The 22,404-nt window shown below is 38.1% G+C and carries 25 protein-coding genes and 1 tRNA gene; 11 read left to right on the forward strand and 15 right to left on the reverse strand.

Translation table 11 applies throughout. The annotated features are described in order from the left end of the window. Window positions 1-46: 46 nt before the first annotated feature. Both ygaH and FTV09_RS09855 read right to left on the reverse strand, forming a co-directional pair. Window positions 47-394 (reverse strand): L-valine transporter subunit YgaH, encoded by a 348-nt coding sequence (ygaH, locus tag FTV09_RS09850; protein WP_180058216.1) that lies wholly within the window; start codon window positions 392-394, stop codon window positions 47-49. Further along, complete coding sequence (locus tag FTV09_RS09855; RefSeq protein WP_373687700.1) at window positions 391-1,143, reverse strand: AzlC family ABC transporter permease; 753 nt, start codon at window positions 1,141-1,143, stop codon at window positions 391-393. Before FTV09_RS09855 ends, ygaH begins: the two co-directional genes overlap by 4 nt. A 103-nt stretch (window positions 1,144-1,246) precedes the next feature. On the opposite strand from FTV09_RS09855, the gene FTV09_RS09860 reads away from it, so the two are divergent. Next, window positions 1,247-1,726: a hypothetical protein gene (locus FTV09_RS09860; protein ID WP_180058217.1), complete on the forward strand. Its 480-nt coding sequence runs from the start codon at window positions 1,247-1,249 to the stop codon at window positions 1,724-1,726. A 346-nt stretch (window positions 1,727-2,072) separates the two neighbouring features. Then, complete coding sequence (locus tag FTV09_RS09865) at window positions 2,073-2,243, forward strand: hypothetical protein (protein WP_167348717.1); 171 nt, start codon at window positions 2,073-2,075, stop codon at window positions 2,241-2,243. 96 nt (window positions 2,244-2,339) lie between these two features. On the opposite strand, the gene FTV09_RS09870 is transcribed toward FTV09_RS09865, so the two are convergent. Next, a complete protein-coding gene (locus FTV09_RS09870; RefSeq protein ID WP_180058218.1) occupies window positions 2,340-3,047 on the reverse strand; it encodes a Crp/Fnr family transcriptional regulator in 708 nt (235 codons plus the stop codon). A gap of 101 nt (window positions 3,048-3,148) precedes the next feature. Here FTV09_RS09870 and FTV09_RS09875 point away from each other — a divergent pair, with 101 nt between their 5' ends. After that, on the forward strand, window positions 3,149-3,688 hold the full coding sequence (locus tag FTV09_RS09875) for a DUF962 domain-containing protein (protein WP_067762599.1): 540 nt from the start codon (window positions 3,149-3,151) through the stop codon (window positions 3,686-3,688). Between the two features lie 201 nt (window positions 3,689-3,889). Here FTV09_RS09875 and FTV09_RS09880 read toward each other — a convergent pair whose 3' ends face one another. Then, window positions 3,890-4,324, reverse strand: a complete 435-nt coding sequence (locus FTV09_RS09880; protein WP_257222873.1) for a hypothetical protein — start codon at window positions 4,322-4,324, stop codon at window positions 3,890-3,892. A gap of 311 nt (window positions 4,325-4,635) precedes the next feature. Next, window positions 4,636-5,727, reverse strand: coding sequence for a redox-regulated ATPase YchF (gene ychF / locus FTV09_RS09885; protein ID WP_180058219.1), 1,092 nt, complete (start codon window positions 5,725-5,727; stop codon window positions 4,636-4,638). A 270-nt stretch (window positions 5,728-5,997) separates the two neighbouring features. Here ychF and FTV09_RS09890 point away from each other — a divergent pair, with 270 nt between their 5' ends. Continuing rightward, window positions 5,998-6,762 carry a glutathione S-transferase family protein gene (locus FTV09_RS09890; RefSeq protein WP_067763299.1) on the forward strand — a complete coding sequence of 255 codons (765 nt, stop codon included), beginning with the start codon at window positions 5,998-6,000 and terminating at the stop codon, window positions 6,760-6,762. Window positions 6,763-6,844: 82 nt separating this feature from the next. Here the strand turns inward: FTV09_RS09890 and FTV09_RS09895 are convergent, their stop codons facing one another. Beyond that, window positions 6,845-7,222 carry a hypothetical protein gene (locus tag FTV09_RS09895; RefSeq protein WP_180058220.1) on the reverse strand — a complete coding sequence of 126 codons (378 nt, stop codon included), beginning with the start codon at window positions 7,220-7,222 and terminating at the stop codon, window positions 6,845-6,847. A 15-nt stretch (window positions 7,223-7,237) separates the two neighbouring features. After that, a complete protein-coding gene (locus FTV09_RS09900) occupies window positions 7,238-8,023 on the reverse strand; it encodes a hypothetical protein (protein ID WP_180058221.1) in 786 nt (261 codons plus the stop codon). Window positions 8,024-8,656: 633 nt separating this feature from the next. On the opposite strand from FTV09_RS09900, the gene FTV09_RS09905 reads away from it, so the two are divergent. Continuing rightward, entirely contained in the window at window positions 8,657-9,127 is a 471-nt protein-coding gene (locus tag FTV09_RS09905; RefSeq protein WP_067763303.1) for an Lrp/AsnC family transcriptional regulator, read from the forward strand. A 90-nt stretch (window positions 9,128-9,217) separates the two neighbouring features. Here the strand turns inward: FTV09_RS09905 and FTV09_RS09910 are convergent, their stop codons facing one another. From FTV09_RS09910 to FTV09_RS09920, 3 genes are all read right to left on the reverse strand, one after another. Continuing rightward, window positions 9,218-9,970 (reverse strand): YebC/PmpR family DNA-binding transcriptional regulator, encoded by a 753-nt coding sequence (locus FTV09_RS09910; RefSeq protein WP_067763305.1) that lies wholly within the window; start codon window positions 9,968-9,970, stop codon window positions 9,218-9,220. A 273-nt stretch (window positions 9,971-10,243) separates the two neighbouring features. Then, window positions 10,244-10,813, reverse strand: coding sequence for a 1-acyl-sn-glycerol-3-phosphate acyltransferase (locus FTV09_RS09915; protein ID WP_180058222.1), 570 nt, complete (start codon window positions 10,811-10,813; stop codon window positions 10,244-10,246). A 769-nt stretch (window positions 10,814-11,582) separates the two neighbouring features. Continuing rightward, window positions 11,583-11,659: transfer RNA gene (locus FTV09_RS09920), tRNA-Ile, on the reverse strand. Between the two features lie 408 nt (window positions 11,660-12,067). Here FTV09_RS09920 and FTV09_RS09925 point away from each other — a divergent pair. Beyond that, window positions 12,068-14,272 carry an OsmC domain/YcaO domain-containing protein gene (locus tag FTV09_RS09925; protein ID WP_067763307.1) on the forward strand — a complete coding sequence of 735 codons (2,205 nt, stop codon included), beginning with the start codon at window positions 12,068-12,070 and terminating at the stop codon, window positions 14,270-14,272. A gap of 498 nt (window positions 14,273-14,770) precedes the next feature. Next, window positions 14,771-14,995 (forward strand): hypothetical protein, encoded by a 225-nt coding sequence (locus FTV09_RS09930; RefSeq protein WP_180058223.1) that lies wholly within the window; start codon window positions 14,771-14,773, stop codon window positions 14,993-14,995. 61 nt (window positions 14,996-15,056) lie between these two features. Here FTV09_RS09930 and bioB read toward each other — a convergent pair whose 3' ends face one another. Both bioB and queG read right to left on the reverse strand, forming a co-directional pair. Then, window positions 15,057-16,049, reverse strand: coding sequence for a biotin synthase BioB (gene bioB, locus FTV09_RS09935; protein WP_180058224.1), 993 nt, complete (start codon window positions 16,047-16,049; stop codon window positions 15,057-15,059). 277 nt (window positions 16,050-16,326) lie between these two features. Then, window positions 16,327-17,421 carry a tRNA epoxyqueuosine(34) reductase QueG gene (gene queG, locus FTV09_RS09940; protein WP_180058225.1) on the reverse strand — a complete coding sequence of 365 codons (1,095 nt, stop codon included), beginning with the start codon at window positions 17,419-17,421 and terminating at the stop codon, window positions 16,327-16,329. A gap of 20 nt (window positions 17,422-17,441) precedes the next feature. On the opposite strand from queG, the gene FTV09_RS09945 reads away from it, so the two are divergent. Then, window positions 17,442-18,929, forward strand: coding sequence for an NAD(P)H-hydrate dehydratase (locus tag FTV09_RS09945; RefSeq protein WP_180058226.1), 1,488 nt, complete (start codon window positions 17,442-17,444; stop codon window positions 18,927-18,929). Between the two features lies 1 nt (window position 18,930). Continuing rightward, a complete protein-coding gene (locus tag FTV09_RS09950) occupies window positions 18,931-19,206 on the forward strand; it encodes an acylphosphatase (RefSeq protein ID WP_180058227.1) in 276 nt (91 codons plus the stop codon). Between the two features lie 60 nt (window positions 19,207-19,266). Here FTV09_RS09950 and ruvC read toward each other — a convergent pair whose 3' ends face one another. Further along, a complete protein-coding gene (gene ruvC, locus FTV09_RS09955) occupies window positions 19,267-19,812 on the reverse strand; it encodes a crossover junction endodeoxyribonuclease RuvC (protein ID WP_180058228.1) in 546 nt (181 codons plus the stop codon). Window positions 19,813-19,944: 132 nt separating this feature from the next. On the opposite strand from ruvC, the gene FTV09_RS09960 reads away from it, so the two are divergent. Both FTV09_RS09960 and FTV09_RS09965 read left to right on the forward strand, forming a co-directional pair. Continuing rightward, the gene (locus tag FTV09_RS09960) at window positions 19,945-20,508 is read left to right on the forward strand and encodes an FxsA family protein (protein ID WP_180058229.1); all 564 of its coding nucleotides are present in this window, start codon (window positions 19,945-19,947) and stop codon (window positions 20,506-20,508) included. Between the two features lie 146 nt (window positions 20,509-20,654). Continuing rightward, window positions 20,655-21,299 (forward strand): LysE family transporter, encoded by a 645-nt coding sequence (locus tag FTV09_RS09965; RefSeq protein ID WP_180058230.1) that lies wholly within the window; start codon window positions 20,655-20,657, stop codon window positions 21,297-21,299. 107 nt (window positions 21,300-21,406) lie between these two features. On the opposite strand, the gene FTV09_RS09970 is transcribed toward FTV09_RS09965, so the two are convergent. Both FTV09_RS09970 and FTV09_RS09975 read right to left on the reverse strand, forming a co-directional pair. Further along, window positions 21,407-21,598, reverse strand: coding sequence for a hypothetical protein (locus FTV09_RS09970; protein WP_067763323.1), 192 nt, complete (start codon window positions 21,596-21,598; stop codon window positions 21,407-21,409). A gap of 191 nt (window positions 21,599-21,789) precedes the next feature. Next, window positions 21,790-22,041, reverse strand: a complete 252-nt coding sequence (locus FTV09_RS09975; protein WP_067763325.1) for a hypothetical protein — start codon at window positions 22,039-22,041, stop codon at window positions 21,790-21,792. Between the last annotated feature and the right edge of the window lie 363 nt (window positions 22,042-22,404).

Genomic DNA, 22,404 nt, shown 5'->3' on the forward strand with positions numbered 1-22,404 from the left:
AATCTGAACCTTAGGCTTCATTTCATTACCGATATTTGAATTAGATTTAGAAGTGAAAAGGTATGTAGGTATAAACTAAACCATATGCCAAAGCTGCAGTTAAGGTAGCAAGGACAATACGCTTAAACTTAAAGTACAAACCAGTGAGTACAGCAAAACCAACCAACATGGCGAAGCTTTTATTGGGTGTTTCAAGCAGTGGAGGTAAAGTTGCAACCACTAACATAGAGCTAATGGCAGCAATGCCAATTGAGCCTAAGGCAATTTTTAACCATAAAGCGCCACGCTTTTGTGAGCCTTGCTGAAACTTCTGAATGACATAAAATGGCCCAAAACGAGACGCAAAGTTAGCAATACCGACTAATATGCCCACCAGAATAATTTCAAGATTCATGATGCTTCTCCCATGTGTTCTGGGTCTGGTTGTTTAAGAACGTAATGTTTAAACAGACCAGCAAAAATACCGGATGAAATACCAATGAAAATTGCCGCAGATAAATCAATAAAGTAACAGGCAATCGCAGAGACAATAATCGTTACTGCAACCACAAAGGTATGTTTTTTCTCAAAGGCAGCGAGCAAGAAGCTCAGGAATAATGCAGGAAGTAAAAAGTCGAGTGCAGCTTGTAAAAATTGTGGAAGGTTGCTGACTTGATCGGCAAATAAACCACCTAAAAAAGAGCCAGTTGCCCATGACAGCCAACTAAATAAGCTGAGTCCTAACATCCAAGATTCTGACCATTCTTGACGGCGCTGTGACAGTTTGATCATGCCTGAAGCGAAAACTTCGTCGGTGAGACCCCAAGCCCAAACCGCAGTCTTTTTAAGATTGAGTCGATCTTGAATTAAATTTTGCAAAGCAGGGCCATACAATAGATGGCGAATATCGAGGGCAATCACGGTCAGTGCGGTCATCCAGATAGAAGTCCCACTGCCTAAAAGTGCAACCACTAAAAATTGACTCGCGCCGGCATACATTGAGCAAGAAAGAAATAAAGCTTCCCACGCAGTGAAACCAAATTGAGTCGCAGAAACCCCAAATGCAAAAGAAACAGGAAGATAGGTAAAAATAATCGCCTGACTATCTTTAGCGCCTTGCCAAAAACCCGCAGGCTTAACTACCGGAATATTGTGTTCAGACACGACACACCTTTGAAAGAGTTGAACAACAGGTCAAATGATGATTGAGTATTGTACGTTAATTTACTAGCATATTGCCGAATATGTTTATTGATACGAGCCTGATATGCAGAGGTTGAATATGCGTGGGATGCTGATTGTTTCATTATTGTGCAGTACAGTGTTGTTACAGGCCTGTGGCAATGACAATACGAATGAACCAAAAGCGGAAATTAAGCCCGCACCAAAGCTCACTAATGATGCGACTGTCTATGCTGGCCAAGCATGGAAATTGATAAATGCCGTCGATCCAATTGTTTATGCAAAGCAAATTGATCAAATTGAAGAAAAGGTACGTAAGCCAGCACGTAAGCTCAGTACAGATTGGCGTATCAATGTGAAAATGACCGACTCTGTGACAGAAGGTAAATATGCACTGTGTCGTAAAGCATTAACCAGTTTAGAAATCTGGGCGCGTGAAATGATAGACAACAGTTCGTCTGTAGCGCAAAAGCAAGCAGATTATGAGCGTGACAAAGCACAATGTAAGGATGCAATAGATAACCCAGCACTGGGTAACACGGATCCGAAAAAAGTAGGTGTTTAAATTTTTATAATCCTAAAAAAGCAGTGGAATCTCATCCGCTGCTTTTTTTAATTAAAAAATAACCTTTAAAAACATTCGCTAAGTTTGCCATTGCTTAGGCGTTTTTAAATAGGTAAATACTTGAAATAGTTTTCTCTTATTAATTTAAGGTATTGATTTATTATCAATTTTATAATATTTACTGCGAAAATTTATCTTTAACTTAGATGTTTAAAATATTAATAATACAAAATAACAATAATGTGATAAAAATTGAAAATTATCACTATTTGATAAAATGTGTAAAATAGTACTTATAAGGCAAGGTGTGTAAAAGTAAATTATTTAATTAAGAAAGAGTATTAAGATGAAAAAAGTATTCGTTGTAATCAGTATGATGATGGCATTAACAGCATGTCAAAATATCCAAAAAACTAATGAAGTTACTAAAGATACAAACTCACATGTTGTGAGCCAAGAAGTTGCTGCATGTACTAATGGTTTTGATAGTGTAGATGTGTGCAAATTATTATCTTAATGTGTCTGGATGAACCAAAAAGAATGTTCCAAATAGAAGCATAACAAATATAACGATAAATAATGGTGCGTTAAGTTGCACCAAAACTACTCGGTATCAGTGATCATGCGCAGGAAGTGCATGAGCAATCTGATGCAGTTGTTGCAGATCTAAAATATCAATTTTCTTAAAAGCAACTTTAAGCACATTCATTTTCTCAAGCTGTTGCAATTCTTGATTTATACTTTGTCGTGAGCACATCAAAAGTTGCGCTAATTGTTCCTGTGAAATTTGAATAGTGCGTTGTTGTATTTCGAGGTGGTTACCATAGCCATTCAGCATATATATTAAACGCTGTGCAAGACGCTGGCTTAAGTTTTGAGTTTGTAAAGAAATGAGTTCCATAAAGGCATAACGCAGTTTTTGACTGGTCAATTGGGCAATGTGATACCAAAATTCGGGGTATTGCTCGAGTAATTGCTGTATGGCATGCGCTGGAAGTTGCAAAATTGTGGATTTACGAGTGGGAATCGCATCGTGAGAGCGGGGCAATTGATCCACTAAAGATATTTCGCCGAACCACATAATTGGTTCAGCAATCGCCGCTAAGGCTTCCTTACCATGTATATCAATATAGCCTAAACGGATGGCACCGTTGAGCACTGCATAAATCCCATCAAAAGGATCGCCAGACAGGAAAATACGTTGATCTTTGTCTTTTTCGAAAACGAGAGCATGTTGAATAATATAGTGTTGAAAATATTCAGCTAGGCCAGCGAACCAATAATTATTCTTTAGTTGCGTGAGTTGTTGGGCATTAAGCACATCATATCCTTATTTTTACGACTGTATTTGTCAGCTGGCTGACAACTTTATTGTTCTGCATTTTATATAGTGAAATGAGAAAGTGAACAAGGAGTGGTCTCATGAGTAAATTAGAAACTTTATTAAGTCAGTATGCGGCATATCATCTTGACCATAAAAATGTATTAACACATTTTGTTGGTATTCCGCTGATTGTCTTTTCAATTATGTGTTTAACGGCGCGTCTAGGTATCACAGTTGAGGGTTTTGAAATTACAATCGCCTTAGTGCTGATTATTGCCAGTGTGGTGTATTACTTGCGTTTAGATAAAGTCTTTGGTTTTATCATGTTAGTGATCTTTGCTGCTGTTTATCCTTTATCGTTGATGATCGCTAAGATGTCTTTGGGTGCTTGGTTAGGCTGGAGTGTTGGCTTGTTCTTTGTCGGTTGGGTAATCCAATTTATTGGCCATTTTTATGAAAAGAAAAAACCAGCTTTTATGGATGATGTCATTGGTCTAGCGATTGGTCCACTGTTTGTATTGGCGGAATTAGTATTTTTAATGGGCTTCCGTAAAGAACTTGAACAACGCATGTTAACTCAAGCGCGTAAGCAACGTGCAGAAATGGATGCTAAATCGTTACAATCTGCACATCCATAAGATTTGATATACAAGAGTAAAAGCGTTATGTGGATAAAATTATCTATGTGATAAATGCCTTCAATCTATACATACACATACATTTAAAAAAGCCGGTATTTACCGGCTTTTTTACAGTCAAATTTTGTTTTTGCAATTCTGAGTTATGTTGTATAAACCGGCTATACATTTGAATGAGTCAAATGGGCAAGTCAAGTAGAATTAGGATTTAATGGCTGCTTTATGTTGTTCAGTTGCGATTTTGTGCGTATCTACTTTTGTTTTGATGTCTGCTTTTGCAGTTTTTGTTGCTGCTTCAGATGTTTTCGCTTCTTTGCTGGCTTGTTGTGCAAGCTGATGGGCTTTAGCTGCATCTTGTTTCGCCATTTTTTCATCTTTTAGTGATTTGCTATGTGCAAGTTGATCAGCTTTTTTAGCATCACGCTTTGCCGCTTTTGCATCGTGGTTGGCAACTTTTGCAGCGTGCTGTGCTACATGGGCTTGATATTTAGCATCTTTGGAAACAGTGACGCAAGTTCCGCCCTTATGATTTGCCCCTGTGCCTCCTGTTACTGTAGTGCCTTGAGGGCATGCAAAGGCTGTAGCGCTAAGCATTGTGAAGATACCTGCTGTTAGGATTGTACTGATTTTTTTCATTGCTATTTTTCTTTGAAAACAGGCATTAGCGCCTGTAAAAGAATTTAAAATGTTTCATTCAAAAAATAAGTATTTGGGTTGTTGTACTTCAGCATTAAATAATAGTGGCTTTGTCTGTATAATTTTGTTTTTAAGATGCTTTTAAGTTTTTAATCTACAACTAAGATTCAAACAAATTAAAAAAAACACCTCGTAGTTACAAGTGCTAAATGACATATTTTAAATTAGTCAAAATGAAAAGTGTGGTCAAAAAATAATACTTTCAGCATATTAAAAAGCCAGCAAATTGCTGGCTTTTTAATAGATTAAACTTAGACGTTGAAGCGGAAGTGTAGAACATCACCATCTTGAACGATGTAAGTTTTACCTTCTAGACGCCATTTACCTGCTTCTTTAGCGCCAGCTTCACCGTTGTATTGTACGAAGTCGTTGTAAGCAACACATTCAGCACGGATAAAGCCTTTTTCAAAGTCAGTGTGAATAACACCTGCTGCTTGAGGAGCTGTCGCACCGATTTTTACAGTCCATGCGCGAACTTCTTGTACGCCTGCAGTGAAGTAGGTTTGTAGACCAAGTAAGCCGTAACCCGCACGAATTACTACGTTTAGGCCAGGTTCTTCCATGCCTAATGCTTCAAGGAATTCAGCGCGATCTTCATCTTCAAGTAGAGAAATTTCAGCTTCGATTTGGTTGCAAAGTGGAACAACAATCGCATTTTCTTCAGCTGCTAATTTTTGAACAGCTTCTAAATGTGGGTTATTTTCAAAACCATCTTCAGCAACGTTGGCAATATACATTGTTGGTTTAAGTGTTAAGAAACCATAACCACGAACTAATTTACGTTCATCTTCATCAAGATCAGCGGCACGAGCAGGCTTACCTTCATCAAGTAATGGTAAAATTTTGTCTAAAACGGCTTTAGTTGCAATAGCTTCTTTGTCGCCACCTTTTGCAGATTTTGCAAGACGCGTAATTGCTTTAGAAACCGCCTCTAAGTCAGCAAGTGCAAGTTCAGTATTGATGGTCGCGATATCATCAAGCGGATCAATTTTACCGTTAACGTGAATTACGTTTTCATCTTCAAAACAACGTACAACGTGTGCAATCGCATCAGTTTCACGGATGTTAGCTAAGAATTGGTTACCGAGGCCTTCACCTTTAGAAGCGCCAGCAACAAGACCTGCAATATCCACAAATTCCATGGTGGTTGGTACAACACGTTGAGGTTTTACAATTTCTGCAAGTTTGTCCATGCGAAGATCAGGTACTGGAACGATACCTGTGTTTGGTTCGATGGTACAGAATGGGAAGTTTTCAGCAGCAATCGCAGCTTTAGTTAATGCATTAAAAAGCGTTGATTTACCAACGTTTGGCAGGCCGACAATACCACAGTTAAAACCCATGAAATAACTCACAAAGTATTATAAAAAAATTGGCACTGATTTTACATGAAAGCACTGACAAAGTCAGGTGATATGCAGAGTGAATTCGGGCTCGGCAAATTTGCGCCGTAAAAATCATGATTTAGGCGTTTCAATGCGGTGTTAGGTGACAATACATTAAGCAATTTGGCGTGAAAATGACATTGTGTTTCAATAAGACACTGACTAAAGTATCTAACTAAAATAGCTGGCTTATTTAAAAGTCAGTTACAACAAAAAATCGGAGCATTTATGCGGACTCTTTACCAGTTTCCACTCTCACATTTTTGTGAAAAGGCGCGCTGGTTGCTTGATCATAAAGAATTAGATTATGTTGCGCATAATTTGATGCCAGGTGTGCATCGTGCATTTGCTCAGTTAAAAACAGGGCAGAACAAATTACCTATTTTACGTGATCAAGACATATGGATCGCGGATTCAACCCAAATTGCCTTGTATTTAGATCAGACTTATCCTGAACATAGTTTAATACGCTCTGATACAAAACTGCGTGAACAAGCTTTGGCGATCAACGAATTGTCTATTGAACTTGGACAGCATGTTCGTCGTTGGGGGCTTGCACATGCGTTGAATGAAAGTGAAGAATCACTTGATATTTTGATTGGTGAGAAGGGATATTTACGTCAATTTGAAAAATATTCTAAACCTATTATTAAAGCTTTAGTTTCAAAAGGTTATCAACTTGATACGGATAAGGTTGCGGCATCACGTGAACGATTGGATGAAATTGTGGTTGATTTAAATCAACGTCTAATTGAACAAGGTGGGCGCTATTTTGTTGGCGATCGATTAGGTTTGGCTGATATTGCAGTGTGTTCAATGTTGGCGCCGTTATTAGAGATTGTTGGAACACCGTGGGAAAAAGAGCATGGTGAAACCTTGTCAGAAGAGTTTAAAGCTTACAAAGCCTATTTGAGCGATTTGCCTTTAGGTCAATATGTGCAACGTATATACCAAACAGAACGTAATGCACGGGTAGATTGGCGTGGCGTATAAATCTTTAGTGTAAAAGCTTTGAGTCATACTGTTTTAAAAAAGCACGCCTAATGGCGCGCTTTTTTTATAAGATATTCAATGTTTAAATATAGCTCTGTTGTTGAATATCAATAATATTCAACACTGGGTTGATACTATCGGCTTGTAATGTGTTTAGCGGCATAACTGGGTAGAGGATATTTCCTATCGTATCTTTAATACTTGGGATGATGGTGGAGATATCAAAATCACCTTGAGCAGAACCTAAATTTTCCAATAGGTCACTAATATTCGGTAATTGACCCGAGAGGTTTTCAGTCAATTGGTTGAATTGATCCGTGAAAGAACCAAAATCAATTTTTTCAGGAGCAAGATTGCCGAGCAAATCGCCAATATTTGGAATGGTGAGTTGATCGAGGAACTGAGTCGCTTCACCGTTACTGTCCATCAGAGCAATGACTGGTTTCAATGAATCAATCACTTGATTTAAATCAGTTTAAAGCGTCAGTAAGGATGGATTGTTAACCACATCCAAAATGGTGCTCACGCTATTTAATACATCATAAATCGCTTTGACGGTTTGAGCCTGATCCGTATTGATGACATCACTTTTTGCCAGTAAATCTAAAAGAGGATTAAGTCCTTTGATCACCCCTGAAATGGTCTCAGGGATATTCCCTTGGTTAGCTGATGAAATGGCGGTCACTAGATTGGTCACACTTCCAATCACAGTCGGTAAAGCATGACTCAATTGTTCCATATCAATAGATGAGTTGTCTTTATCGATTGAAGCTAATAAAGGTAGGAGTGCGCTGGTTGCACCTTGTGCAATTTGCCCAAAGTCGATGTTTCCAGAAGACGAACTCCCAATCATTTGAATAATGGGTTGCGCATATTCTAAAACTTGGCTGAGTGTATTAATAATTTGCGTTGAATCTGTTGCCCCTGTTGCGCTTCCAAGCATAGCAAGCAGTGGTTTGATGGCATTTACAGCGCTATTGATATTGTCTGGAAGATTACCTTGGTTATTGGTACTACTCAGTAAACTTTGCAAGCTGTTGACAATTGTAGGTAATGATTGAACCAACTGATTCATCTCTGTCGAGCCAGCGTTGCTACCTAAATTTTGTAGGAGTGGTTGCAGTGTTGTCATCAAAGTCTTGAGTGCATCCGAATTTAAACCGTTATTGGATGTAAGACTTTGAATCGTGCTAATCACTTGCGGAAGTGATTTAGTCAGTGCGCTAAAATCAAAAGACTTTGTGCCACCTAAATTACCCAATAATCCTGTCAGCGTATCTGTGATATTGGTTAAAGGTTAAGCGGGTTAAGTAGGTTACTGACTGTGCTGCTAATTGTACTGAGTTGTAAGGATGGGCTAAGTACAGAACTTAATTTTGAGCTGAGTGAACTTAGTGATTTAATTGCCATGTTTATTCTTCCGTTTTTGTTTTTTTGTATATTTATGAACCGCCGCTATTTTTTAATGTAATTACCAAACCTAGTAAATAAGTGAAAAAAAGCAAAATGTGAAATAGAGCGCACATTGAAAAATAGAGTAAAAATAAAAAATTGAAAAATATAAAATAAAATATATTTTCCTTTTATCTGAAATTGATTTATTCAGATCAATGGAATGCATCGAGAAGCTTTATTGGTAGGTTGTCTAAAGACGTCATTTAGAATATAAAAACTAAACTTTGATGAAAAAACATTCATTTAATCACGATATTTATGCAAATTATTATGTTTATAATGCGTATGAGCTTTATTATTTTTAATAAATTATGCTATACATGAGAAAACTTGCACATAAATGCTGATTTTAAAATTTACAATAACATTGAAAATGACAACAGACGTTTGATGAATTGAGATCATCAACACTGTTTTCAAAAATGGCTGGAGTAGACTGATGGAACTAGACCGTTTTGATAAACAAATTTTAGAAATTTTGACCCATGAAGATGTCAATTTAAATGAACTGTCAGAGCGGGTGAATTTATCGGTCAGTTCAGTTCATCGTCGGATCAAACAATTGATTGATCACAATATTATTAGTGGTTTAAAGCGTGAAATAAATTATCAAAAACTCGGCTTTAGCCTGCATGTCTTGCTGCAAGTCTCTTTAAGTAAACACGATACCGATACATTTGCTAAATTTTTAGAAGAACTTGAAAGTATTCCAGAAGTGATCAATGCTTTTTTAGTGACAGGGCAGTCGGCAGATTTTATTGTTGAAGTCGTTGCGCGTGATATGGAAAATTATAGTGAAATTTTACTCAAACGCATTGGTAAAATTGAACACGTGGTTGCACTACATTCAAGCTTCGTCATTAAGCAATATAACGTCTTTAACTGTAATGGCTTATTGAATAAAGTTTAATAAAATATGGAATATGAGAGAGTATTTCGCAACTTTCAGTAATAAAAAAAACGCACCGATGGGTGCGTTTTATATTTAACAAAAAAGAAGTTATAGAGCTTCTAATTCAGCCATCACTTCATCTGTAAATTCAACGTTGGTGTACACGTTTTGAACATCATCAAGATCTTCAAACATATCAATCATTTTAATGATTTTTTTCGCTTGTTCGATATCAGAGATTAAAGCTTTAGTTGAAGGGTTCATCACAACTTCAGCGTTATCAGATTTTAGACCTGCCGCAGCAAGTGCATCTTGTACATCACCAAAAGTTTCAGGTGTTGTGATGACTAGAATTTCTTCTTCATCAACTTCGATATCTTCCGCACCAGCTTCTAAAGCGACGTCCATGATTTTATCTTCTAAAGAAACATCTTCAAAAGTAATCTCACCACGTTTGGTAAACATGTAAGCAACTGAACCAGCAGTACCTAAGTTACCGTCTGTTTTAGAAAAACAGTGACGAACATCTGGAACTGTACGGTTCAAGTTGTCAGTCATTGTTTCAATAATTACAGCAACACCGCCTACGCCATAACCTTCATATGTTACTTCTTTTAGATCAGCATTTTCTTCACCGCCAACACCACGTTGGATGGCACGGTTGATGGTGTCACGTGTCATGTTTGCAACTAATGCTTTTTCAACAACAGCACGTAAACGTGGGTTAGAGGCAACATCACCACCGCCTAAGCGTGCAGCTGTAACGATTTCACGAATAAATTTTGTGAATACTTTAGCGCGGCTCGCATCTTGTTTTGCTTTACGATGCTTAGTATTAGCCCACTTGGAATGACCCGCCATGCGAAATATGCTCCTTGTAGATTGGCCTTATGCCTATCAAATTGAGCAAATTCTACCATAATGGCTTTTTTGTGTGAAAGTACTGGATTTGAGGAAATGAATAGGTGGAAAAAAAATATCCAGTAGAATGAAAAAAATCATTCAAATTTGTAAATATGTTACTCATTTTTCTAATGTTGATAATATTTCTAAATCAGGGTGGGAGAGTTGATATAAATGCAACACTTAAAATTATTAAGATGCATTTATATCAATCAGCGTTTACAGAGTAACTTAATCTATATTTTTAGGTTCTGGAATGACGATATCTAGGCTTACATTTTCTTTATAGAGTTTTTTGATTAGTGCTAAGTCATGGTCAAGTTCGGTGGGATGAATCTTACCGAAAATACCACCTTGTTTTGTTTTTGAATTGGCATACATCAATACAATTGGCACGCCAGCAGCTTTAGCGATATGCCAAAAACCAGTACGAATAGGCTTACGTGCTTCACCACGCGCAGCACGCGTTGCTTCTGGTGCAATTACTAGGTTGAATTTTTCATTTTTTTCAAAATGCTCAACCATTTGAGTCACGATATCTTTATTGGCTTTTCGGTCAACTGGAATACCGCCAATGGCTTCAAGTACAGGTTTAAATGGGCCTTTAAATAGCTCTTTTTTAATCAATGTGTGAATTTTAATGTCATAGATTTGGCATAGCGCAAGAGAAAGAACTGCATCCATCATCGAGGTGTGCTCAAAGCCCACAATAACTTGTTTGTTCTCTAATACATCAGGTTCAACGTGGTATTTCCAGCCCGCAAGTTTAAATGCAGATTCGCCAATAAATTTTTTCAACATAATGAGTGAAACGGTGATTTTGAAAAGGTGTAATTTCTGCTTGTTTGTGAAATCAGTCAAGAGGCTTTATGTCAGAAAATCGATTGTTTGCTTATTCAAATTATTTTGCTCAGCTTGTACTGATAGAAAATAGCAATAATTGAATTAATTTTTATACAGCAAACATATCATCATAGATAAAAATACTCTTAAAAATTGTCGAAATATGTCTATTCAGGAAATGAATAACTTATTAGACTTTTGTCGTAGGATTAAATTATTAATCTGATTGTTTGAACCCTTTCTGAATATGGAGAATGCCAAATGATTTCATCTACAGCTGTATACTTTGCAATTGCGATGTTTGCTTTGGTTGTTCTTTGGTCAATTGTGGAGGTTTATCTTGATATGAAAAAGCCAGAACAGGCTGAATCGTAATTTTGTATACTTTTTAAATTACTTTTCACTCATTTCTTTCAGTCATCAATCAACCTATTTAATTTAGTTATTATTTATTAAATAATCGTTTTTAAATATAAAAAGTAAATCCATTTTTAACATTTTTCTTTTCCATTACGAGCAAATTTTAATTTATTTTCATCTTACTACCTAAGCTAGCTTATTTCTCGTAATTCATTTTTGAAGTCAAAATTCAGTTTTTAGAGTGCAAAATGAATGGTTTGTATACATATTAGACTGCTGAGAAATTGAATTTTGAATTATTTAATTTGATATTTTTGAGACATTAAAAAACCCCTTACGATTAATGCACGTAAGGGGTTGTTTTATATGGTGGGCCCACACAGACTTGAACTGTGGACCAACGGATTATGAGTCCGCTGCTCTAACCAACTGAGCTATAGGCCCTATATTCTGAAAGTGTTATATTTCAACAAGTTCAGACGAAAAGCATACTAGCGAAGATTTTTTTAAAAGACAAGCCTTTTTCTTCACGCTTGCACACTAACACAACAATTCAATGAAAGCTGTTTTAATACGGGAAAACATTGATCTATTTTTTTCGAAAAATGAGATCGATTAAATATGGTATATCTATTTCTTTCAGTAGAGCCTAAAGCCAAACCTGAACAACAGAGAAAAGTTATCAATCCTGCAAAATAACCTTATAATAATGCCCATTCTTGCCAGTACAGTATGTATAAACGTTTGATTTGTACTGGCTTCACATTTTTAAGTCAATTTCCTTGGTAATTCGGCTTATGTTTTTGCATTTTTATGTGTTGCACGGACACATAAGAATATTTAGGTGCCCACATGGAAATTAAGGTTAATTATCTCGATAACCTTCGACAAGAAGCCAAATTTGACGACTTCACGGTAATTGCCGATCAACCTATTCGCTATAAAGGGGATGGTTCAGCTCCCGGACCATTTGATTACTTTTTAGCATCTTCTGCTTTGTGTGCAGCATATTTCGTTAAAGTGTATTGCGCAGCGCGCGATATCCCAACTGACAATATTCGACTTTCACAAAACAATATTGTCGATCCTGAAAATCGCTACAAACAAATTTTTAAAATCCAAGTTGAACTTCCAGCAGATATTTCTGAAAAAGATCGTCAAGGTATTTTGCGTTCAATAGACCGTTGTACGGTGAAAAAAGTTATTCAAACCGGACCTGAATTTGTTATTGAAGAAGTGGAAAGCATTGATGCAGATGCACAAGCATTGCTGATGCCAAGCCTTACTTCAGAAAGTACCACTTTTATTCCGGGTAAAGATCTGCCGTTAGAAGAAACCATTGCCAATATGTCAGGTATTTTGGCTGGTTTGGGCATGAAGATTGAAATCGCATCTTGGCGTAATATTGTGCCGAATGTATGGTCTTTGCATATTCGCGATGCACAATCTCCAATGTGTTTTACCAATGGCAAAGGTTCAACCAAAGAAAGCGCTTTGGCATCTGCTTTGGGTGAGTTCATTGAACGTCTGAACTGTAACTTCTTCTATAACGATCAGTTCTGGGGTGAAGAGATTGCCAATGCAGAATTTGTACATTATCCAGATGAAAAATGGTTCCAACCGGGGCCAGAAGGTGAGTTACCTGTTGAAATTCTCGATGACTACACACGTGAAATTTATAACCCTGAAGATGAGTTATTAGGAACTCATCTATATGACACCAATTCAGGGAATACTGCGCGTGGTATTTGTTCTTTGCCATTTGTACGTCAGTCTGATGGTGAAACAGTTTATTTCCCATCAAACTTGATTGAAAACTTATACCTTTCAAATGGGATGAGCGCAGGCAATACCTTGGCTGAAGCTCAAGTGCAATGTTTATCGGAAATCTTTGAGCGTGCGGTCAAACGTGAAATATTAGAAGGTGAATTAGCGTTACCGGATGTGCCTGAAGAAGTCTTGGCGAAATATCCAAGTATTGTTGCGGGCATTAAAGGGCTTGAAGAACAAGGTTTCCCTGTTTTAGTTAAAGATGCTTCACTGGGTGGGCAATATCCAGTGATGTGTGTGACTTTAATGAACCCACGTACAGGTGGTGTATTTGCTTCATTTGGTGCACATCCAAAACTTGAAGTGGCTTTAGAGCGTAGTTTAACTGAGCTATTACAAGGTCGCAGTTTTGAAGGTCTAAACGATCTACCAAAACCAACTTTTAGCTCAAATGCAGTCACTGAGCCAAATAACTTTGTAGAACACTTTATTGACTCAAGTGGTTTGGTGTCTTGGAAATTCTTTAGCGCACAATCAGACTATGATTTTGTAGAGTGGGATTTCACTGCAGAAGGTGAAAATGCCAATGCAGAAGAAGCAGCAGCGATGTTTGCTATTTTGGAAGAGATGGGTAAAGAAGCCTATATGGCTGTTTATCAACACCTAGGTGCAACTGCATGTCGTATTTTGGTGCCAGGTTATTCTGAAGTGTATTTGGTTGAAGACTTGGTTTGGGACAATACCAATAAAGCGCTAGATTTCCGTGAAGATATTTTGAATATCCATCGTCTTGATGAAGATGAATTGGCTGCTCTAGTTGAGCGTCTAGAAGAGCTTGAAGTAGATGACTATACCGACATTGTGACCTTAATTGGTATTGAATTTGATGACAACACCGTCTGGGGGCAATTAACCGTTCTTGAGCTAAAACTACTTATTTATATTGCCTTGCAAGAATTTGAAGAAGCGAAAGAATTGGTTGAAACGTTCCTTCAATACAATACCAATACGGTCGAACGTGGTTTGTTCTATCAATGTATGAATGTCGTGCTCGAAGTTGAATTGGATGATGACTTAGATCTTAATGACTATGAGCATAATTTCCGTCGTATGTTTGGTGACGAGCGTATGGATGCAGTGATTGGATCTATGGATGGCAGTATTCGTTTCTATGGCTTAACTGAAACCAATATGCAACTAGAAGGTTTAGATCGTCATTTACGTCTGATTGATAGTTATAAGAAGCTACATGCAGCACGTGCAAAATTTGCAAGTCAAAATGTATAAGTAAACATTAACTTATTAATTTTCAATAATGAAAAACTCTCCTGAATAGGGGAGTTTTTTTTCTTTGTTTTCGCATATCAAATAGAAAAATATAAGAGTATCAAAGAGTGAGGTGTTTAGTTTGCCAGCCGATTATCTGAATCTATCTCTAATTTTAGTAAAAATATTTGACTCATTGGAAAAATATGCTAATAAATTAGATGTGGCATGTTTCGGCATGACCGCCATATTTCAGGATGAAATATGAGAAGCACATCATTAAATTAAACGGGAGTTTTAAGAACATGCTTCATTTATTCAGAAAACTATTTTGCATGCATATTTATGAATACGAGCAAATGGAAGAAATTGGTTCGCACAAGGAATGTCGTAAATGCGGTGTAACGAAGTAGTCGTTCGTTTCTATCGAAAAAAGTGAGCCTAAGCTCACTTTTTTAATGCCTGATTACTGATATGTCATTAAAATATACAGGTTAGTAGACATATGATTAAGGTGATATGAGCAAAGACTTTCAGGCAGAGCGTTATACTGTAGATGCGAATATGGCAGATACCATTTCATGGTTAATGCAGCATCAAGATTGCTTTGAATCCTTTCATTATGACGCTGTTTCTAAGCAGTTGGTTGTTGAACATGCCAATGGGCAAGATATCATCCGAGAAGGTGACTTTCTAAATGCCAGTTACGGTATATTGATTACAGCACATAATTTTGCTAAATAATTCGCCTTCTTAATTCATTTATCCCTAGATTAAGAAGCCCCAATATTGGGGCTCTTATTTTTTAAGCCATTTCCATTGCATTTGTGGAAAGCTGTGCAGCATTAGGTTTAGGTTTCTCAGCCACTAAGCCAAGTTTGGCAAACAAGATTTGATCTTTACCTTCGCCAGCATTTGGTGTGGTCAGAAGTTTTTCACCTGAGAAAAGTGAATTGGCACCTGCCATAAATGCCAAAGCTTGTTCTGAATCACTTAAGGATTCACGCCCTGCGGAAAGGCGAATATAGCTTTTAGGCATAATAATGCGAGCCACTGCAATGGTACGGATCCATTCAATGACATCGAGTTTTTCCACATCGGCAAGAGGCGTCCCTTGAATGGGCACGAGTAGATTAATCGGTACGGATTCAGGATGAATTGGAAGTGTCGCCAGTTCCATCAAAAAGGCAATCCGGTCATCACGATTTTCGCCCAAACCGACAATCCCGCCACTACAAATTTTCATGCCAGATTGACGTACATAATCGAGAGTAGTCAAACGATCATCATAGCTACGGGTGCTAATGACATTTGGATAGTATTCGCGAGATGTATCCAAGTTATGGTTATAGTAATCAAGTCCAGCTTTATGTAGGCGCTCTGCTTGTGATTGATTGAGCATGCCAAGTGTCATACAGGTTTCAAGTCCGAGTGCTTTGACTTCACGAACCATTTCTAATACATAAGGCATATCGCGTTCGTGTGGATTGCGCCATGCAGCCCCCATGCAAAAGCGTGAAGAACCCGAAGCAAGCGCTGCTTTTGCTTCATTAATGACTTTTTCCACCGCCATGCGTTTTTCAGCTTCTAAACCCGAGTCATAATGCGCGGATTGCGAGCAATATTTACAATCTTCTGGGCATTTACCTGTTTTAATGGAAAGCAGGGTGCTTACTTGAATATGATTGGCCTGGAAATGTTCACGGTGAATGCTTTGTGCTTGGAATAATAAATCCATCAGTGGTTGTTGGTACAACTCTTGTATTTCTGGATGTCTCCAGTCATTTCGGTAGCTCATAAATGATCCATATTTTCTGCCTAATGCAGATCATCATACGCAAAATTTGCAGACTTCCAAGACTGTTTTGTAAACTAATACATAGATAGAAAAAACGAAATTAGCATTTTAAAAGAAGTTTGAATTATTTTAGATGCTTACATAATTGTGTTAAATACCAACACAATCATCGCAAAGTTTATTTTTGAATTAAAGCGTGAATTGCATGGATCTCGTTGCTAATTATTTAGCACACAATAAACTTTGCAAGGATCTAGGAAATATAGATTGAAATAAGCTAAACCATTTTTGAGTTTTGTTCAGCTAACGCCCAATCAATATGAACTTGCACAATCGCATCATGTTTCTCGCGTGTATTTTTTAGCGATTGTACAATATTTAAACTGTAGGGTGCATTACCTAAGCCAATTGCAATATTGCGCATAAAGCTTTGATAGCCTGTACGACGAATTGGACTGCCTTCAGTGTAACTTAAAAAAGTCGCTTCATCCCATTGCCATAGATCAAGCAAACTGACCTGATTCAGTCCGTGACGTGGGTAGAAATCTTCAATTTGGGTTTTATGGGCAAAGCTATTCCATGGACAAATCAGCTGACAGTCATCACAGCCAAACACACGGTTGCCAATACCGCGGCGTAATTCTTCTGGAATGATGCCTTTATATTCAATCGTGAGATAGGCAATACATTTGCGGGCATCAAGCATATATGGTTCAACAATGGCTTGGGTCGGGCAAATATCAATACACGCCGCACATGAACCACAATGTTTGCTTGCAGGTGTGTCAAAAGGTAAATCGAGAGAAGTAAATAATTCACCTAATACAAAGAAAGAGCCCGATTTTTTATGGATGAGCAGCGTATGTTTGCCAGTCCAGCCCATACCTGCATTTTCAGCGAGGGATTTTTCAAATACAGGGGCAGAATCGGCAAATGGACGTGATTCAAAATCACCAATTTTTTCACGAATAATATTTGAGAGAGTTTTTAAGCGTCCACGCATGACTTTGTGGTAATCACGACCACGCGCATAGCGGGCAATAATGGCAGCATTAGGCTCATCAGGAACATAACGTGGTTTAGGGGTTTCTACTAAATAATCCATGCGCACACAGATAATGCTACGCGTACCCGGAACCAATAGTGTGGGATTGGCACGCTTTTCCAGATTTTCCTCTAAGAACTTCATATCGCCATGGTAGCCACGCTTTAAATATTCTTTAAAACGCGGGAGTTCCTCTTGAGCATCAGGCTTGGCAATGACACAATCAGAAAAACCCAATTCTAAGGCTTGAGCTTTAATCCATGCTTTCAGCGTTTCTGGATCATATTGATCGACAGGAATTTTTTGTGCAGGAGTTGAAGCGGCCATAATCATAACAAGGAAAAACAATGCGTCCCCAAGTTTACCATAGCCCTGTTTATCATAGCCAAAGTATTCAAGCTTGGGAGCAACGCTGGTTTACGCAGCATAACAGCAGTTATGGCCTTATGCAGCAGGTGGCATGGTCTATTGCCCAGCGACTCATTCCAATTTTTATGGAAAATAACGTGCAACGTATAGCCGTTTGTTGTGGGCAGGGCAACAATGCAGGTGATGGCTATCTCACCTCAAAATATTTACAGCAGGCAGGCTTTCAGGTTGATATCTATGCTGCGGAAATGGGAGCATCCAAGGACTTACATCGAGCGGCACAAGAAGCATTAGATGCAAATATAAACATCTATCCGCATTTTAATTTTCAGACTGAATATGCAGCTTATATTGATGCTTTATTTGGAATTGGCTTAAACCGCGCACTTGATCAGCATTGGCAAGAAATCATTCATCGTTTAAATGCATATACAGGCTTAAAAGTTGCGATTGATATTCCGAGTGGCTTGCAATCCAATTCAGGTCAGCCTTTGCCTGTAGCCTTTCAAGCGGATTACACTTTTACTGCCTTGGGCTTAAAAGCGGGACTCTTTACAGGCCAAGGCAAAGAATATGCGGGAAAAATCAGTGTTATGGACTGTATTCCGACAGATGCTGCACTCACGCCACTCGCTTATTTATCACCACAACAGGTGCAATTGCCAGAGCGTCAAGCCTTTGGTCATAAAGGCAGTTATGGTCATGTCTTGGTGGTCGGTGGTCATGCACAAATGGGTGGTGCGGTCATTATGGCCGCCGAGGCAGCTTTTCATGCCGGTGCAGGGAAAGTGACCGTAGTTTGTGATGCACGTCATCACACGGCAATTTTATCGCGTGCGCCAAATATTATGCTTCGGGATATTAATGTGTTGAATGCGGCAGACATTAAAGAATTGATTGAGCATGTTGATGCAATTAGTTTTGGTATGGGGTTGGGGCGTGATGATTGGGCGAAACAACAGTTTCAAGCATGGTTTGCCATGATACAACAATCGCAATTAGAAGTGGCATTGGATGCTGATGCCTTGTGGTTTTTAGCCGAAGCGCCGAAACCTTTAAAGGGGCAGACTTATGCAACACCGCATCCGGGTGAAGCTGCCAAATTATTGGGGATTTCCACGGCTGAAGTCGAAGCAGATCGTATTCATGCAATTCTGCAATTACAAGAAAAATACCGCGGGCAGTGGGTATTAAAAGGTGCAGGGAGTTTAATTCTTGAAGATCAGCTTTGGATTTGTACTGTAGGCAATGCGGGTATGGGAACGGGGGGGATGGGAGACGTGCTTGCAGGTATGGTCGCGAGTTTAAAAGCACAATTTCATGATCAAATTCATCTGCATGAAATCGTAACGCTGCATGCTTTAGCTGGTGATTACTTGGCCCAGTCGGGTATGCGTGGTCTACAAGCGCATGATATGGCACAAGCCGTTTATCATGTAGTCAACTACTCAAAGGACACAGATTAAAATGCATGCGGTTAAATTATTGATTCAAGGTAAAGTGCAAGGTGTAGGTTATCGCCGTTGGTTTGAACAGCAGGCTATTAAGCTTGAGCTAAATGGCTATGTAAAAAATTTAACGACAGGGGGAGTTGAAGCGCTGGTGATTGGTACTGAAGAGGCTATTCACAAAATCATTAAACATAGTTTGGTCGGACCATTACGTGCCAATGTCACTAAAATTGATCAGCACGTCATCCCAATGCATGAATTGGATTATTCAGACTTTAAAATGATTCGTTAATAAGATAGTTTTTTTAAATTATCTTATAGTCTATTAGATACACGTTTACCTATATGTGTATTAACGACGACGGCTACATACTCGACTACGTCCACGCGCCATACCGCCAAGCGCATTTAATACAGCCATTTTACTCATACTACCTGATGCGTGTGCATGGCAAATGGCTGCTGCTAAAGCATCGGCGGCATCTTGTTGCGGTTTGATACTGAGGTCGAGTAGGCGCATCACCATCATTTGCACTTGTTCTTTATCGGCAGCACCATAACCGACAACAGATTGTTTAATTTGACGAGCAGTATATTCTGCCACTTGTAAATCTAAATTGGTTAATGCCGCAATGGCTGCGCCACGTGCTTGACCCAGTTTTAATGCAGAGTCTGGGTTTTGTGCCATAAACACTTGCTCAACAGCAGCTTGCGTTGGGCCGTGAAATTTTACAATGCGATCAATACCAGCAAAGATTCGCTTGAGGCGTTCGGGCATTTCAGTGGTTTCGGTACGAATTGTGCCAGCATCAACAAAACGCAGTTTTGAGCCATCTTGTTCGATGATTCCATAACCAGTTAAGCGCGACCCTGGGTCAATACCGATAATTAATGACATGTTTGCCCTTTTCGCCCTTTAAAAATAAAATAATGCCCATATTGTTACATAAGCGTGTCAAAAAAGCTTGATAGTGATTGAGCAGTTGATTGCAACACCTTAAATTAATTTACTGAGATTTGTTTAATTTTCATGAAATTATTTCTTCTGATTTTAGCAGGCTTGATCCTGGAAGTGTTTGTTTGGATCGGTGTGGGCGACCTCGTCGGCAGTATGTGGTATGTCTTTTTCTGGTTCGTGGCTGCCTTCTTTATCGGTATGAATATTATTCGTAAATATGCATCCGGTCTGATGCCACAAATGCAGCAGATGCAAGCAGGTCAAATGGGTGCTGATCCAGCATTAACGGGCAATTTACCTAAAATTTTTGCAGGTTTCTTGCTGTTATTGCCTGGTTTAATCTCAGATATTATGGCGCTGTTAATCCTTATTCCACCTGTACAAAATGCAATGAAAGCTTTCATGATGAAAACAATGATGAAACGCCAGCAAGCGATGATGGAAAAAATGATGGGTGGCATGATGGGCGATATGGGTGGAGCTCAAGGTCAAAACCCATTTGCAGACATGATGCGTCAAATGCAGGATATGCAAAATCAACAATCTGGCCGTGATTCTTCAGTGATTGATGGTGAAGCACGTGAAGTAACATCTGATGCGAAACAGATTGAACTAAAAGATGTGAATAAAAAATAACGAACTCAGTTAAATAAAAAGCCGAACTTTGATTCGGCTTTTTTATGCGCGCTATTTAGCTTTAGAAAACATCAAAAGACATTTCCGACACTTTTTTTGAACAGACGATATACTATTCAAGTTTTCAATTCCTCAGTCATATTTTCATGTCTATGTTACTTACCATCTGCGCATTACACTTTGTTGCGCAGTTGAGTCCTGGTCCTGATGTTCTATTAATTGCTAAAAGTGCTGCATCGACCACACGTGCAAATACCTTAAAAATTATTGCAGGTATTTCTGTTGGTATTGTTGTTTGGGTGGTATTGACCTTATTAGGCTTTACTGTACTGATTGAACAATTTCCATGGATTCAGCAAGTTTTAATGCTTGTGGGTGGTTTTTTCTTGGCTAAAATGGGTTGGGCAATGCTCAGTGGCGGCCTAAAAAGTCTTAATAAAGAAGCCAATTTGGATGATGGTCAGGGATTAGATCAACAAAAAAAAGAAAACTACTTTTTATTGGGATTGTTTACCAATCTAGCCAATCCGAAAACTTTAATTTATTTTAGTAGTGTTTTTTCACTGGCACTTAGTTCATCAGCGGCTGGTAATTTAAAAGCGCAATTGGCTGTCATTATTCCCATTCAAACATTTTTGGTGTTTAGTTTGTTTATGATGATTATGTCTTTGCCTAAAATCAAAGCACTCTACCAACGTTCAGGTAGCTATATCGATGTTATCTCAGGTGCTTTATTTTTAGTTTTTGCTATTTGGTTGTGGTATGACGCAATGAGCATGTTTGGTCATTAAGCAAATAGAGTGGTTTTTTTAGAATTAAACGTTTTTAAGCCAAGTGAACTCGCTTGGCTTTTTTATTTTCAATTCGTTATTTTCGATGAAATTAACGAATTGAAGAATTACTTTTGTGCCAAATCGGGTTTTGTTACTAACGGTTGTTCACATGATTGTAGTTGAGTAGATTCATTTGTCCCATTTTGATCACGGTAGCGATTAGGCTTTAATGTGGTTTCAGTATTCTCTGAACCTTTGTATGAGCGGCTACGATTAGCACGTTCACGTAAACCACCTTTTTTAATCAACTGAACCATATTTTAAACCTCATGACGATTTGACTATTTTAAATAATTTTAGAGATAAAGATAAGCATTCATCATATCTAAGTCATTGGTAAAGGGGATTGGTAGATGTATATATAAAAAAGCCTACTCGATGTCAGGCTTTTTTGTTCTGTAGATGAAATATCTAAATTTAATTATTTAAAGTTTTAAACATAAATTCATTAACGATTTACTTTGTCGTCATGTTGTAGCACTTCAAAAATATTCAGCTGCGTTGTCGGTGCTTCGGCATCATGCTGTTGTAAATAGACTTGTACACTTTTAAATAGTATGGCCACAGCGAGACAGCTCAAAATACAGAATATCCAAAAGCCATAAGGGCTACGAATATTATGTGAGCCACATTCAGAACATTCTTTGTCGCTTGAAGCTAATACCTTGTTGCAACAAGCACAGTGATATTGATAGTGCATTGCCTTTCTCCATTCAGTCTAATTTGACCAACATTCTTGTTGTTATTGTCAATCATCGATCCGTGATGATTTTTTATCATAATGTGTAAAGAGTGATCTGTACAAGTTTTAAACGGTTTGATTTGCTCATTATTGTGTAAGCGAAAAGAGCTATATTTATAAGTTTATGATTTTCATTTAATTAATAAATGAAACAAGAAATGAATTTTCAGTCATAAAAAAACCAGTCCGAAGACTTAATGCCAGTCAGTTAAGAAATTGACTGGCATTTTCTTGGATATTTTTGTGCTTTAATTTTCACTACTCGCGGACATTGCCTTTGCCTTTTTTCAGGTAATACAAATATTTTAGATTGTTCAAATA

The sequence above is a fragment of the Acinetobacter sp. YH12227 genome (genome assembly GCF_013417785.1).
In the GTDB taxonomy this organism is placed as follows: Bacteria; Pseudomonadota; Gammaproteobacteria; order Pseudomonadales; family Moraxellaceae; genus Acinetobacter; species Acinetobacter gandensis.

Bases quoted from the DNA above. Each gene is read 5' to 3' on its own strand.
- FTV09_RS09960 (WP_180058229.1), top strand. From the start codon at position 19,945: ATGAAATTATTTCTTCTGATTTTAGCAGGCTTGATCCTGGAAGTGTTT.
- FTV09_RS09915 (WP_180058222.1), bottom strand. From the start codon at position 10,813: ATGTTGAAAAAATTTATTGGCGAATCTGCATTTAAACTTGCGGGCTGG.
- bioB (WP_180058224.1), bottom strand. From the start codon at position 16,049: ATGAGCTACCGAAATGACTGGAGACATCCAGAAATACAAGAGTTGTAC.
- FTV09_RS09925 (WP_067763307.1), top strand. From the start codon at position 12,068: ATGGAAATTAAGGTTAATTATCTCGATAACCTTCGACAAGAAGCCAAA.
- FTV09_RS09880 (WP_257222873.1), bottom strand. From the start codon at position 4,324: ATGAAAAAAATCAGTACAATCCTAACAGCAGGTATCTTCACAATGCTT.
- FTV09_RS09875 (WP_067762599.1), top strand. From the start codon at position 3,149: ATGAGTAAATTAGAAACTTTATTAAGTCAGTATGCGGCATATCATCTT.
- FTV09_RS09945 (WP_180058226.1), top strand. From the start codon at position 17,442: ATGCGTCCCCAAGTTTACCATAGCCCTGTTTATCATAGCCAAAGTATT.
- FTV09_RS09860 (WP_180058217.1), top strand. From the start codon at position 1,247: ATGCAGAGGTTGAATATGCGTGGGATGCTGATTGTTTCATTATTGTGC.
- FTV09_RS09950 (WP_180058227.1), top strand. From the start codon at position 18,931: ATGCATGCGGTTAAATTATTGATTCAAGGTAAAGTGCAAGGTGTAGGT.
- ychF (WP_180058219.1), bottom strand. From the start codon at position 5,727: ATGGGTTTTAACTGTGGTATTGTCGGCCTGCCAAACGTTGGTAAATCA.
- FTV09_RS09965 (WP_180058230.1), top strand. From the start codon at position 20,655: ATGTCTATGTTACTTACCATCTGCGCATTACACTTTGTTGCGCAGTTG.
- queG (WP_180058225.1), bottom strand. From the start codon at position 17,421: ATGGCCGCTTCAACTCCTGCACAAAAAATTCCTGTCGATCAATATGAT.
- FTV09_RS09905 (WP_067763303.1), top strand. From the start codon at position 8,657: ATGGAACTAGACCGTTTTGATAAACAAATTTTAGAAATTTTGACCCAT.
- FTV09_RS09970 (WP_067763323.1), bottom strand. From the start codon at position 21,598: ATGGTTCAGTTGATTAAAAAAGGTGGTTTACGTGAACGTGCTAATCGT.
- FTV09_RS09975 (WP_067763325.1), bottom strand. From the start codon at position 22,041: ATGCACTATCAATATCACTGTGCTTGTTGCAACAAGGTATTAGCTTCA.
- FTV09_RS09910 (WP_067763305.1), bottom strand. From the start codon at position 9,970: ATGGCGGGTCATTCCAAGTGGGCTAATACTAAGCATCGTAAAGCAAAA.
- ruvC (WP_180058228.1), bottom strand. From the start codon at position 19,812: ATGTCATTAATTATCGGTATTGACCCAGGGTCGCGCTTAACTGGTTAT.
- ygaH (WP_180058216.1), bottom strand. From the start codon at position 394: ATGAATCTTGAAATTATTCTGGTGGGCATATTAGTCGGTATTGCTAAC.
- FTV09_RS09890 (WP_067763299.1), top strand. From the start codon at position 5,998: ATGCGGACTCTTTACCAGTTTCCACTCTCACATTTTTGTGAAAAGGCG.
- FTV09_RS09930 (WP_180058223.1), top strand. From the start codon at position 14,771: ATGAGCAAAGACTTTCAGGCAGAGCGTTATACTGTAGATGCGAATATG.
- FTV09_RS09865 (WP_167348717.1), top strand. From the start codon at position 2,073: ATGAAAAAAGTATTCGTTGTAATCAGTATGATGATGGCATTAACAGCA.